The sequence below is a fragment of the Helicobacter sp. genome, assembly GCF_014799995.1.
In the GTDB taxonomy this organism is placed as follows: domain Bacteria; phylum Campylobacterota; class Campylobacteria; order Campylobacterales; family Helicobacteraceae; genus Helicobacter_D.
Window position 1 is genome coordinate 1 of sequence record NZ_JAAVGY010000056.1, and the last position, 13,192, is coordinate 13,192.

The 13,192-nt window shown below is 35.3% G+C and carries 15 protein-coding genes; 11 read left to right on the forward strand and 4 right to left on the reverse strand.

Translation table 11 applies throughout. The annotated features are described in order from the left end of the window. Positions 1 to 273 precede the first annotated feature (273 nt). Together HDT10_RS08320 and HDT10_RS08325 are read left to right on the forward strand one after the other, a co-directional pair. Entirely contained in the window at positions 274 to 1,050 is a 777-nt protein-coding gene (locus HDT10_RS08320; protein ID WP_290882225.1) for a TIGR02757 family protein, read from the forward strand. Between the two features lie 220 nt (positions 1,051 to 1,270). Beyond that, entirely contained in the window at positions 1,271 to 1,525 is a 255-nt protein-coding gene (locus HDT10_RS08325; protein WP_290882226.1) for a hypothetical protein, read from the forward strand. Between the two features lie 103 nt (positions 1,526 to 1,628). Here HDT10_RS08325 and HDT10_RS08330 read toward each other — a convergent pair whose 3' ends face one another. Then, positions 1,629 to 2,039 (reverse strand): helix-turn-helix transcriptional regulator, encoded by a 411-nt coding sequence (locus HDT10_RS08330; protein WP_290882229.1) that lies wholly within the window; start codon positions 2,037 to 2,039, stop codon positions 1,629 to 1,631. Positions 2,040 to 2,164: 125 nt separating this feature from the next. On the opposite strand from HDT10_RS08330, the gene HDT10_RS08335 reads away from it, so the two are divergent. The 6 genes from HDT10_RS08335 (at position 2,165) to HDT10_RS08360 (ending at position 7,527) form a co-directional block, all read left to right on the forward strand. Beyond that, the gene (locus HDT10_RS08335; protein WP_290882232.1) at positions 2,165 to 4,390 is read left to right on the forward strand and encodes a galactosyltransferase-related protein; all 2,226 of its coding nucleotides are present in this window, start codon (positions 2,165 to 2,167) and stop codon (positions 4,388 to 4,390) included. Between the two features lie 89 nt (positions 4,391 to 4,479). Continuing rightward, entirely contained in the window at positions 4,480 to 5,676 is a 1,197-nt protein-coding gene (locus tag HDT10_RS08340; protein WP_290882234.1) for a DUF262 domain-containing protein, read from the forward strand. Further along, on the forward strand, positions 5,669 to 6,313 hold the full coding sequence (locus HDT10_RS08345) for a hypothetical protein (RefSeq protein WP_290882236.1): 645 nt from the start codon (positions 5,669 to 5,671) through the stop codon (positions 6,311 to 6,313). The genes HDT10_RS08340 and HDT10_RS08345 overlap by 8 nt, the downstream gene beginning before the upstream one ends. Positions 6,314 to 6,527: 214 nt before the next feature. After that, positions 6,528 to 6,743 (forward strand): hypothetical protein, encoded by a 216-nt coding sequence (locus tag HDT10_RS08350; protein ID WP_290882237.1) that lies wholly within the window; start codon positions 6,528 to 6,530, stop codon positions 6,741 to 6,743. After that, positions 6,733 to 7,191 (forward strand): hypothetical protein, encoded by a 459-nt coding sequence (locus tag HDT10_RS08355; RefSeq protein WP_290882240.1) that lies wholly within the window; start codon positions 6,733 to 6,735, stop codon positions 7,189 to 7,191. The genes HDT10_RS08350 and HDT10_RS08355 overlap by 11 nt, the downstream gene beginning before the upstream one ends. Positions 7,192 to 7,245: 54 nt before the next feature. After that, positions 7,246 to 7,527, forward strand: coding sequence for a hypothetical protein (locus tag HDT10_RS08360; RefSeq protein WP_290882243.1), 282 nt, complete (start codon positions 7,246 to 7,248; stop codon positions 7,525 to 7,527). Between the two features lie 111 nt (positions 7,528 to 7,638). Here HDT10_RS08360 and HDT10_RS08365 read toward each other — a convergent pair whose 3' ends face one another. After that, complete coding sequence (locus HDT10_RS08365) at positions 7,639 to 8,151, reverse strand: hypothetical protein (RefSeq protein WP_290882246.1); 513 nt, start codon at positions 8,149 to 8,151, stop codon at positions 7,639 to 7,641. A 164-nt stretch (positions 8,152 to 8,315) separates the two neighbouring features. On the opposite strand from HDT10_RS08365, the gene HDT10_RS08370 reads away from it, so the two are divergent. Together HDT10_RS08370 and HDT10_RS08375 are read left to right on the forward strand one after the other, a co-directional pair. Beyond that, a complete protein-coding gene (locus HDT10_RS08370; RefSeq protein WP_290882247.1) occupies positions 8,316 to 9,839 on the forward strand; it encodes a Na+/H+ antiporter NhaC family protein in 1,524 nt (507 codons plus the stop codon). 161 nt (positions 9,840 to 10,000) lie between these two features. After that, on the forward strand, positions 10,001 to 11,098 hold the full coding sequence (locus tag HDT10_RS08375) for a methyl-accepting chemotaxis protein (protein ID WP_290882250.1): 1,098 nt from the start codon (positions 10,001 to 10,003) through the stop codon (positions 11,096 to 11,098). A 447-nt stretch (positions 11,099 to 11,545) separates the two neighbouring features. Here the strand turns inward: HDT10_RS08375 and HDT10_RS08380 are convergent, their stop codons facing one another. Continuing rightward, positions 11,546 to 11,809, reverse strand: coding sequence for a HypC/HybG/HupF family hydrogenase formation chaperone (locus HDT10_RS08380; protein WP_290882251.1), 264 nt, complete (start codon positions 11,807 to 11,809; stop codon positions 11,546 to 11,548). After that, positions 11,787 to 12,479, reverse strand: a complete 693-nt coding sequence (hypB, locus tag HDT10_RS08385; RefSeq protein ID WP_290882253.1) for a hydrogenase nickel incorporation protein HypB — start codon at positions 12,477 to 12,479, stop codon at positions 11,787 to 11,789. The genes HDT10_RS08380 and hypB overlap by 23 nt, the downstream gene beginning before the upstream one ends. Positions 12,480 to 12,601: 122 nt before the next feature. Between hypB and ribA the strand changes: the two genes are divergently transcribed. Next, a complete protein-coding gene (ribA, locus tag HDT10_RS08390) occupies positions 12,602 to 13,192 on the forward strand; it encodes a GTP cyclohydrolase II (protein WP_290882254.1) in 591 nt (196 codons plus the stop codon).

Below are 13,192 nucleotides of genomic sequence, written 5' to 3' on the forward strand. Positions count from 1 at the left end.
AAAAACAAATTAAAATCTTGGGCTGTAAAATTTGTAAATGTGAAAGTATTAATTTCATTCCCATACTTTAACTTTGCACTTGTTCGTCTATCACTAATTAGATTCAAAACATATCCTTTATTGTCGCAAGAATAATAAAAATCAATTAGACACATTAAATTACCTTTACAAAAACAATTTTGTAAAATATTTTAGCGTAATTTAAGTTTAAAGAAGTGATTAAACAAAGGGAGACTTTTTTGTTAAGATTCTGAATTTATTTCAAGGAAAAATATGGAATCCAAACCTAATCTACAAAGATTAAGAATCCCAAAAAATCCATCTCAAAAATTCCTTTATCATCTTTTGGAGGAACAATATCGGCTTTTTAACTCACAAGAGGCGATTAATGAGGATTTGCCAGACCCTTTGGGAATCGCAAGGCAATTTCAAAGCGATAAAGTCGCGCTTTTTTGCGCTTTGTTTGCTTATGGTAATGTGCGCTCTATTTTAAAATTTCTAAATTTTTGCAACTTAAATGCACTTGAAAAGCCTCAAATGCGAGATTCTGTGCCTTGCACTGCAAAAGTCTATCGTTTTCAGAATAATGCCGAGATTCAACGTTTCTTTGAAGCCCTTTTAGGCTTGGAATCCCTACAAGAAATTTTCTTGCAAGGTTACAAGGGCGATTCTATCTTAGGAGGGATTCGCGCACTTCAAAGCGCGCTTTATGCAAGAGTGGGAGAGGCGACAGAGGGCTTGAAGTTTTTGCTTGGGGCTATGGATTCTGCCTCGCCGCTGAAGCGATGGAATCTCTTTTTGCGTTGGATGGTGCGAAAGGATTGCGTAGATTTGGGCAGGTGGGAGAGAGTGCGGCGCAGTGATTTGCTTTTGCCACTGGATACGCATACCTTTAGAATCGCAAGGAGATTAGGGCTTCTAAGACGCAGAACCTATGATTTCAAGGCGGTATTAGAAATCACGAATCGGCTTAAGGAGTTTGATGCAAAAGACCCTGTGAAATATGACTTTGCCTTGTATCGTATCGGGCAGTTGGGATTGATAGAGTAGGGCGTCTTTGCGAGCATAGCGAAGCAATCTATAATTTTGCAAAAAACTTGATTATTGATGAAAATTTAAGTGAGAATAGAGCAAAATATTTCTGTAAAAGCAAAATGGCAATACTAAGACTTTGTTTTTATTGTTTTTACATTTGTAGTTTTACCCAAATATTTTAGGTATTGTGGGTTTGTCATATAAATGAAGTTCTACAAACATAAAAGGAGCAAAAATGAAACCTTTTGAAGAAGGATATAAAGTCATTTACGAAAAGGATAGCTTTAAAATAGTTGTCGGTAAAGCAACGACAAATCCAGAGGAGAGATTGTGTATAGGCTTAAACAGCAATGGTTTTCCAGCACAAGGTAAAGCTTGTGTGATTTTTCCTCCACAACTTAGCATTAAGTTGCTAACAAGTCTTTTGGGAGAAGAAGGTGCTGATGATAAGGAGATTATGGAGGCAATCAAAACAATAGTCTGCGAATAATCTACCTAATTTGCAAGTATGTGAAAGTTCAAATTTCCTCGCAATGACGCAGTAGAGAATCTACGCACTCTTTGCGAGGATAAGTCCATACTAAAAGCAAATTTTACAACCTTTGGATTATCTCGTTTAAGTCTTGCACTCTTTTTTTGTTTTGTATGAGCAACTCTTCTAGTATTTTTAGTGTCTTAGGTGAAAGATATTCTAATAATTCTATAATTTTTTCATACTCACTATAATTAATTTTGTCCTCATAAATCTTTGCCATAATCTTTAAGGCTTGTTTGGAATCAGAAAAAAATTCTTGTTCATAAATCCCCAAAGCATCTGCGATGTATGGAATCATATCCGCCTTGATTTCAATGTTGCCATTGAGATAAGCATAGATACTAGAAATACTTGGAATCTCTCCTGTTTTGTGGGATTTCATACCAAAGTCAATCAAGCGATTGGCTAGCTCCTTTTTGCTCATTTTCTTTTGTTTCAAGATTTCATTAATTCTTTCTACGACTTTCATCACTACTCTTGTTTTTGTATTTAAACTATTTTAAATCTTTTATTTATTGGAAAGCAGTAATTTAATTACAGATTAGCTGTAAGCCAAAATCTCATAATTGTCAAAAATTTTATAGGATTTATGGAATGCAGATTTTAAGTATCATTGTGCCTTTTGGGCTAAGCAAAGAGAGAGAGTTTATCGCAAAAAGAGTAATCTACAAAGCAAAACATTTAAAAAGCGATGAAAAAGTGCAATATCTTTTTGTAGAGGGTTATTCCTCGTGCCCCTTGCAGGATTCTTTGGAGCTAAAAGACTTAATAGAATCGCAAGGGCATCGTTATTATAAAGATACTAGGCAGCAAGAAAATGGGGCATTTTCTCTAGCTTCTTGTAGGAATTATGGGGCACGATTCGTGCAGACGCCTACAATGATGACACTAGATGTAGATTGTGTGCTAACGCAAGAGGCTTTAGAGAAGTTATTAAAGATTATAAAGACAAAAGAAATCGCAGAGAATCCCGCAAGATTCCTTGTGTTACCCTGTGTTTTCTTAAATGAGTTTGGCACACAAAAGTTTGCAAAGGGCGAGTTAGGGGAGGAGGAAATCCAATATCAACTTATTTTTAATAATAAACAACATATCTCTTTTTTTATGCCTGCTTCTAGCTGTATTGTGCTAAATACCTATACCTTTTTGGAGCTTGGGGGATATGGTGAATCTTTTGTAGGGTTTGGAAATGAGGATTTTGATTTCTTGAATCGTCTTTTAAGGCATTGCGCGACTTTTGAGATTCTGCCTAAAGAGATAAAGTATTTTGCCCCTAATTGGAGAATGAATAGTTTTAGAGGATTTCGTGCTTGGTATGCTTTGGTAGGTTTAGAAGCGATGTTTTATGGAATCTCCCTTTATCATCTTTGGCATATAAGACCCAATCAAAATGGTTATTTGAGTGCAAATGAAGTCAATAGAAAAACTTTCTTGAGCAATTTAAGCCATTCTGTGAAATTAGATTCGCTTGTGTTTGCGAATACAAAGGAAAAAGTCTGTATTTTGTGTAGCGAGAAAAGTTACCTATATAGTGCTTTTCAAAAAGCTTGCGTCTTTTTGGGCGAATTTATAGCGGCAGAAGAGAGAATGTTTTTTGACGAGGAGACATTTAACGCACAAAGATTTTTAAATTTCAAAGAAGCGCATAAAATCACTTGCTTTTTGTTTTTTAATCCTTATGCAAGAGATAAGATTCAAGGTATTTATCAGTTTATGCGCGAGCAAAAAATCAGCTTTTACATTCTTGAGCGGGGAGCGTTTCCCGATGCTTGGTTTTTTGATAATAGCGGATTCTTATGTGATTCCGATAATTACGATGAAAGGCTTTGGAATCACCCTATCACGCAAGAGCAAAGGGAAGCGACTTTTGTCTATATTGAATCTCTGTTAAACCCTAATGTGTTTTTAGAATCTAACAATGAGCCTATCAGTGAAGAGCATTTGAAAAGGAGTTTAGGCATAAGGCATAAAAAAGTGATTTTTGTCCCCTTGCAAGTGGAATCCGATACAGCGATTCAGCATTTTTCTCCTTATTTTAGCTTTGAGGGATTCTTGGGGGCTTTAAATGAGCTTGCACAAGAGTATTTTAAAGAAAATGTTGTCTTTGTGTGTAAAAAACACCCATTAAGTGCAAAGATTGATAGGAATTGTTACAAAAACTTAATTTTTGCGCCTGATAATTGTAATTTTCTCTCCCTTTTGAATTTAAGTGAAATGTGTGTGCTGCTCAACTCTGGGGTGGGAATGTATGCAATGATTGCAAAGAAACCCGCGATTCTATGTGCTAGGGCTTTTTATGCTTTTGAAGGGCTCAATCTGCAAGCGAAATCTAAAGAGGAATTGAAGGCACAGATTGATAGGGTATTGGGTAGGGGATTCTGTATCAATGAGGAGAAAATGCTTGCATTCATTCGTTATTTGCGGGAGGATTTTTATTCTTACGCTACAATAAAATCAATTGTTTTAAAAGGATTAGATGGGAAACTCTTTAGGAGAACAACTGATTTTTATTTTTATCAAATGAATCTTGGAGGGCAGAAATTCTTGCGAGGCAAGAAGTTTGAGAAACAAAATTACACTTTGGATTCTTTGTGCTATTTACCCTTTGCCTATGAAATCAATAAGGATAAATCGTCCTTTCTTAAAGAGGTTTCCAAAAATCGTTTATTATTGAATTTCTTATCGTGGTTGGAGGGCTTTAAGAGTTATAGAAAATTAAGAAAACTTTTAAGAGAGCCTAGAAGATTTTTCCTAGATTCTAAGAATCCCTTGCTTTATCCTCTTAAAATTTATTTTCAAAGGCGTTTGAGGGGGGTATAGATTTTCTGCTGTATAAAATATGAATTTTGGTTATTATTTAGTATGATTTTAGAATTTGAAAGTTATAAAATTCATAAAAGGTGCGATGAATGGCATATAAACATATTACCTATATGGGTGCATATAGCTTAAAAACTTGGATTAGGAAAATTTTTAAAAAAGAAATTGAGTTGCCAGATTATCAAAGAGATTTTGAGTGGAGTTTAGATGATGCTGAAGACTTAAAGGACTCATTAGAGAAAGGCTATTATATTCCTCCTATAACACTTGCAAAGTACAATGACAAAATTTATTTGCTTGATGGACAGCAAAGATTAACAAGTATAATATGTCTTTATTTAGGAGTGTGGCCTAGAAATGAGATTGATATACAAGAAGAGGACGAAGAAAGGTTTTCCTCTAAATTTACCTTTAAGGTTTTGCAGAATTTAAAATTGGACAATGTGAAAAATTTACTAGAAAAACCTGACGAATTTCGAGAAATAATTTTTACTAAAAGCAATGCTCTAGAGGAAAAACAAAAATTAAAAATTCATAATATAAATAATATATTTTTTCCTTATTGTTTGATTGTGCCGAACTTCAATGAAGATAAAAAACAAAGAGATTTTCTTGCTGAAACTTTTAGAAGAATTAATACATCGGGGGAAGCATTAACTGATAGAGAGCTAAGACGAACTACATTTTGGCTTTATGAGAGTATAGAAAAAGATATTTACACAAAAGGTATTAAGGAATTTGAGGAGGAACTTAAGAACATTAAAACATTTCAAGGTAATAATGATTTTTTAGCCTATCTTGCAATAATTTGTGATTTTGAATTAAGAGAAGATAGCACAATGAAAGGCTACAATCGCATAAAAAGGTTTGACAGGTATATCGTTGATTTTCTTTTGTGTTGTGGAAAAAAAGAATATAATGAAATATGGACTAAAGACAATATTGAGTGCATTAAAAATAATCAAGGAAGATTTGAAGAGGGAAAAGTTTATTTTTTAGATTTTTTTAAAAACAATCAAATATCAGAAGAAAAGAATATTTCTTATCAAGATATATATTTATTTTCTTTTACATACTACGTTTATTTTACTAACAAATCAATTAACAAAGAAAGTATTAATAATTTGTTAGCTTCAGCAAAAAATACTATGGATAAATATTTTAAAAAGATGGACAAAGAAGAAAAAGCAAAATATGATAAACAACCCAATGCGCTTAAAAGAATCAAAGATAGAATATGGTCTGCATTTTATGTTGTTTGTCCAGAGGAAAATAACAATGAATAATATAGAATTAATCAATCAAAGATTGCGAGAACATATACAATATGATGTGGAACATTTTGCCGATAATATTTCAACCCCGCAAACTTACTTTTTTCTTTCTATGCTATTTTTGCAATCAGTAGGCTTTATAGAGCAAAAAATTAGTTGTATTGTATGGGAAATTGGATATAGAGAACATTTGAATAGATATAATGTTTTTAAAGATTATGGTATGGAAAGTGTAGAATTTAACAAACTGAATAAATTATATAAGAAACTGAAAAATAAAACAGATGATAACAATTTTAATTTTAAATTAGAAATTGAACCTGATATTTTAGATAGTATTAAAAAAGTGATAAAATCTTCTTTCTCTTTATTTGAAGAGTTAGAATATAATTTTTTTGTTCTTGAAAATGACATTCCTAAAAAAGATTTAAATAGCTTAATTACAGATTTACGAGAACAAAGAAATTATATTGCGCATTTTAAGTCATTCTATCCTGATAAAAGTATTATAAGCTTTTGCGCCAAAAGTGAAAATAATAAAAATATTAGATTTGAAGATTTTTTATTCTATCTTGCAGTTTTAATTAAGCTTGATGAAATGTTTATAGAAGCCTTTGAGGATTATGAGAGAATCAATAGAGGGGAGTGAATTTTCCTTATTTCTTGTTCTGGTATAGGCGATTAGAATCTCAAATAAATTTTCCATTTGATTTAGAGGAAATTTTAATTCAAAATAAGAAAAAAATTCAAGAGCTAAACAAAGGAATCAAGAGGCTGCAATAGCCTAAGTTAATTTAGTTTTAATTGAATTTTAAATAGAATAAAAGTTAAAAAATTTAGCCAGAATGATATAAAGGAATACTATGGGAAAGCTTACAGAAGAATTTGTGCGTGAAGTTTTTCAAGAGGAAGGCTCTTATCTAAGTAAGCCCGAAGATATTTCGGAGAAAAAATTATGCAATGAGACACCCAAAGAAATCCGCGATAGCATTCTTGGCGGCAATCATAATGATGTAGAAGATACATTAAAAGCCTTAGAAGAAATTGAGGAGATTGAAAAGGTTTTTAATGATAAATAAATGCAATGGGAGTATTGTAAATTTAGATGAGGAAGTTAAATTTGTAACAGAGGCTTTAAATAATTTTTTAAAAAGTTTGGAGAAGAAAAATATTGAAATTTCTAACCTAGAAGCACAACAAACTTTTAGAGATGTAAATAAACATTACAAAACACACCGCGACACTTATAAACGAATATGCTATGTTAAGAATTGTGATATTTTTAAAATTATTTCTTGGTTTGCAATGTTTCTTTATCAGAGCAAAAAAGAAAAGATGATTTTAATCATAGCTTGTCTTTATATGAACAAACAATTAAAAAAGTGCAAGCGGGAAGTCTCTAGTGAGTTGATTTTTAAGATTGTTGCAATGTTGCTTAATGATAGCAAAAACGATAAAGTTGCTATCGGAAAAAATGGTTTATATATGGCTTTTCGCCTTGCAAATGAAGTAAATATTAAAACATAGCAAAATTTTACTACACTTTTCAATAGGCTTTAAGCAATTACAAAAGTTTGCTTTATGCTTGATATGGATTACCGCAAAGTCTTACAGCTTCTCGCAAGAGTAGAAGCCAACAACCTCGTCATTATAAAGGCAGAGCCTAAGGCAATCTATAATCTCTTACTTTTAAGATTCATTGGATATTTACTTTTAGTTTGCATTGTGGGTTTGTGTGGCGAGTGCTTCGCACGCACGCCACGATTTCTAACGAAGTCTTGCAATAACAATAAACAATGTGTCTCTTATCGTGTCATTGCGAGCGTTAGCGAAGCAATCTATAATCTTGCAAAAGATAGATGATTTAAAGGCGAGATTCTAGCTTATGGATTGCCACGAAGCCTTACGACTTCTCGCAATGACAGAATGACAGAATCTTGATTTACGATTCCTTGCGGAATCTCGCAAGGACGATTAAAATCCGCCAAAATACCTTATCACATTGACTTTTCTATCCACTTGACTTAGCAGATTTGCACTTTCTTTGCTTAGATTTCCATTTTGCAAGAGATTCTGCGTTTGCGTAGAATCAAAGTTTGGATTGAATTTCTGCAAAATGTCAAAGCCTATTTTTTCTTCAGGGCTTAGAAGTCCGCTTTGCTGCATTGCATTACCCAAGCTTTCCCAATTCCCAAGTTTTTTCAGAGAATCCATACTAAATTGCTTTGCAAACTCTTGAAGTTTAGAGAGTTCCGCGCTAATTTCAAACGAATCTTGAATCTCTGTTGTGGTTTGTGTTGTCTTTGAGCCCAAATCAAACAGGCTAGAAATCGCATCTACTTCTTGGGTGTTTTTTGCATTCTGTGTGCCAAAAAGCGAATGAGAATTGTCAGAATATCCCGAAATATTATCGGATTTTGTGTTTTGCTGTGTGTAGGATTGGTTGAGCAAGCCCCACATAGATTGGTTTTTGTCAGTAACATTCATTGTGTTTCCTTGTAATAGGGATTATGCAGATTTTAAAGCAATTTTTATTCCATAAGTTGCAACCCTCGCGTTATTATAAGGAATCCTTGCTCATTTAATGTAAAACTAATGAAATTGCAAATAATATACCGCATTTTTACTTTTTGTATTTTAGGAGTTAGGGAATGTATGCGGATTCTGCATTGAGTTTGGTTGTGCCTATTTGCGTTATTGCATTGGTTTTCATTACGCGTAGGGTTGTTCTCTCGTTATTTGCTGGAATCGTGCTTGCAAGTTTTATGCTTCAAGATTCTATTGCGGACATTTTGCAATATATTTTTGGTGCGGTTATGGGGGTATTTTATAGCGAGGGTGAGGTGCAATCTAACGCCTTGTATGTGTTTGGGTTTTTGATTGTGCTCGGGATTTTGACGCAGCTTATGCAATGTTCTGGAGGAATGAATGCCTTTGTGCATTGGGCAAGAGAACGAGTAAAAAGCGCGAGAGGTTCGGAGTTTGTCGCCTTTACTGCGGGAATCGTGATTTTTATTGATGATTATTTCAATGCCCTAACCGTGGGGCAGATTGCGCGTCCCCTAAATGACGCGAATCATTCCACAAGAGAACGTTTAGCTTATATCATTGATTCCACTTCTGCGCCTGTTTGTATTTTAATGCCAATTTCAAGTTGGGGGGCTTATATTTTGGGTATTATGGGCGGGCTGGTTGAAGATACTTCAAGCTTTAGCGTTTTAGCACAAAGCATTTGGGGCAATTATTATGCTTGGTTTGCTCTGCTTGGAGTTTTTTTAACGATTTGGTGGCAAATCAATCTCCCTGTTATGCGACATAATCAAGGGGTAGGTGTGGAAGAATTTGATGAAATCAAGCCCCATAGCGGCGGGAATATTTGGCTTTTGATTGTGCCTATCGTGGCTCTGATTGTCTCTGTGGGATTCTTTATTTTTTATAGCGGCTACAAAAGCGCGCAAAGTCTGGAATGGATTGAAATGCTTGCCAATGCCCAAACTGGCTTTTCTCTCTTTTGGGGTGGAGTTTGCGCATTAGGGATTTCTGTGCTGATTGCTTGGAATCGTATTTGTTGGAATGAATATGTCTTGATTATCAAAGATGGCTTTTTGTCTATGCTGCCTGCAAATCTCATTTTGATTCTCGCGTGGGCGATTGGACCTGTGATTAAGAATGATTTGCAGACGGGAATCTATCTTGCTAATTTAAGTAAAGAGTTTTTGGCAAGCGGTGTTTTATCTGCGAATGTGATTGCTCCTCTTGTGCTGTTTGTTAGTTCGGGCTTTATTGCGTTTTGCACAGGGACAAGCTGGGGGGCATTTGCGATTATGTTACCTATTGGCGCAAGCATTGCAACCCTTAATGGCATTGATGTAGTATTGAGCATTTCTGCGGTGCTTGCAGGGGCAGTCTATGGCGACCATACTTCACCGATTTCTGATACTACGATTCTCTCTGCCACAGGGGCTGGTTGCTCTGTGCAAAGCCACTTTATCACGCAATTACCCTATGCGACAACCGCCGCCTTTGTCGCGTTGGTTAGTTTTGGTGTTGCGGGATTTTTTGAATCGCTTCTCTTGGGATACTTGGTAGGGCTTGTGCTGATGTTTGGAAGCTTTTATGGATACAAAAGATATTTTAGCAAGCCCCTTGATTTTAAAGAGACGGGATTGGCTTAGAGGTTGTTTATTGAAATTCAAAAAGTAATTAATATTTTTATAATTCATTAAGTTTTCGGGATAAAATTTAATTTAGTTTAATTTAATTAGGCGTAAAATATTTTTTTAGTTTGTGTGAGATTGTAAAGACACAAAAGATTTATGAAAGACAGGAGAGCAGTATGTTTGGAAGTCAATACAAAGAACAATTACATCGTGCATTAGAAGAAAACAAACTTCTAAAGGCAAAACTTCAAGAAGCAAAAGAACACAATGAAGAATTACACGCGAAAATTCAAGCCGCCCAAGAGGAAAAGGAGAATCCCACTAACAAAATCGGGACTTTTAAAGATATGACTTTAGCCCTTGCAAATGGTTGTGGCAAGAATCTAAAGATTCTCCAAGATGACTTTGCAAAAACAGTGGATTTGTTGCGTTCTGCAAAAGTTGTCGCGGCAAACAATAAGAAAAATTCTACCGAAATTCAAAACATTTTGGCAGAAGGTTTATCTACTATGACTGCGAAGCTTTCAGAATTTAATACAATGATTACACAGGTGCAAAACGATTTTACAGCGATTTCAAGTGTCATTGCATTGATTACTGATATTTCAGACCAAACCAACTTGCTTGCTCTTAATGCCGCGATTGAAGCTGCAAGAGCTGGAGAACATGGAAGAGGATTCGCAGTCGTTGCCGATGAGGTGCGCAAGCTTGCGGAACGCACACAAAAGGCGACAAAAGAAATTGAAATGAATATTCAAGTCGTCCAACAAAACTTCTCTGAAGTGCAAACTTCCTCTGATGAGATTATTAAAGAAATGGAACATCTAGGAACACAAAACGAAGTTTTAGAGCATATTAACCAATCAGCAGACCAAATCTATACCGATACGGATAAAATCCTAACGATTACCTTTGTTGGATTAATCAAACTAGACCACTTGTTTTTCAAAATCAATGGTTATAAAGCAATCTTTAATGAAGATATGGAAGCGAAATTTGCAGGGCATCACGATTGCCGCTTAGGTAAATGGTATGATACAGGAACAGGCAAACAGCTCTTCTCTCAATACGCAAGTTATCCAAAAATTGAGCCACCACATCAAGGAGTGCATGATAACATTATCGCGGGACACGCGTTAATGAAGCAGCACGGCAATGCGCACGATTGCTTAGATGATATTTACAAATATTTCCAAGCTGCAGAATTGGCAAGTGATGATGTTGTCAAGTATTTAGACGGACTAGCAGAAGAGAAATTAGCGACTTTAGTATAATTGGGATTCTATTCCTTATATCTCTTAAGTTTGCCACTCTTTTTTGGGTGTTGCAAACTTTATACTGCATTGCGAGTTGCACACATTACGATGAAGCAACCCAAATGAAAGATTAGTTTTGCATTATGTAAGCCGATTTGTTGGCAATCTATCATCTCACATACATTAATTTTATAATAGAATCTTAAAGATGATTGGCAAGATTCTCGTTGTTACGAGAGCAGAGCCAGAAGCACACACTGCAAAGCAAAGCTTGCTTAACACTTGTAAATCTTAAATCTCGCATAAAGTAGATTAATTAAAAGAGGCTCTATTATTAGAGAGTGCCACGATTCCTTTGAGGAATCTCGCAAGGACGCAAGTAGAATCGTGAGTATTAATTGCCGCGAAGATTTTGTAAATTTTCTCCTAATTGAAAGCTAATACACAAAGAATCGCAAGGACAACCTATTGCATAGATTCTTTAAGCTCGGATTCCTCTTCCTCAAGCGTCTTGATGATTTCTGTATAGGTTTCTAAAGAGAGTTTCGCCTGCTCCTCATCAATTTTGCCCATTACATAGCCAATATGCAACAGCACATAATCCCCAATCTTGATTTCCTCATTCATTAAATCCAAGCTTGCTTCACGCGTTACGCCTAATGTATCCAGTATCGCAGTATTGTTAGCAGTATCAATCGCAACCACTTTAGAAGGTATGGCTAGACACATAGTTTTCCTCCTTGTTTTGTCGTAAAAATGCACAAAATTTGCGTTGAGATTCTTTATCTTTAGAGGAAACTAAAAACAATGGAATGTCTTTTTTGAGTTTCTCTAAATCCTCTTGGACTTGAGAAACCTTAAAGTCAAAGACTTCTATCAAATCTGCTTTAGAAATCACGACCGCATCGGCGCATAGAAAAATCGTAGGATATTTTAAAACCTTATCATCACCCTCTGGAGTAGAGAGCAGAACAATATTCATATTCGCCCCTAAATCATAGCTTGCAGGACACACAAGATTGCCCACATTTTCTATAAACATAAACTCTTTTAACTCGCCTTGTGTGCGTAGATTCTCCAATGCTTCTTTAACCATTAAGGCTTCCAAGTGGCACGCATCGCCTGTGGTGATTTGGTGTGCATTGACGCCATAAGTTTGGAGACGCTCGACATCACGATTGGTTTGCAAATCCCCCTCTATCACACTAAATTGAAGTAATTTGTTTTTTGCAATGTTTTCTAGGAGCGTTGTTTTGCCACTGCCGGGCGAACTCATTAGATTGATGACAAAAAGATTTTCTTTAGCGTAATTTGCGCGCAATTCCCTTGCGACTTTATCGTTTTTGGATAGAATCCTTTGTCCTACTTCAATGCTTTTGATTCCATTTTGCGATTCCATTTTGCAGCCTTTTATTTTTGGCGCATTGTAGCAAATTTACGCATAAAACCAAAGTCAAATTTAAAATCTAAAACCACTAATGGCAAGTTTGCTATAATTCCAAATTAAAAAATTTAAAGAGAATGATAATGATAGAAGTTTCAAAGCAAGCAAATCTCCCAACGCAATTTGGAGATTTCAAAATCCAATCTTTCAGAGAAAAGAAATCCTTTCAAGGCGAATCTTGTGTTTTAGAACATTTGGTGCTAAGGACGGATAAGATTCCAGAAAATCCCCTTGTGCGGGTGCATTCGGAGTGTTTGACAGGCGATACACTTTTAAGCCTTAAATGTGATTGTGGTGGAGAGCTGCACGCGGCATTGCACAGAATCGCAAAGGAGCAGGGATTCTTGATTTATTTGCGTCAAGAGGGACGCGGAATCGGGCTTTTTAACAAAGTCAATGCGTATGCCTTACAGGATACAGGATTGGACACGATTGAGGCAAATCTTGCTTTGGGATTCCAAGAAGACGAGCGTGATTATGCAATCGTGAAGTTTATTTTTGACTATTATCATTTGCGTCAAATCCGATTGCTTACCAACAATCCAGCCAAAATTCGTGCATTTGAATCTATGATTTCACTCACGCGTGAGCCAATTATCGTAGAGTGTAACGCACATAATGCGCATTATATGGAGGTTAAAAAAACCAAAATGGGACATTTACTCTAA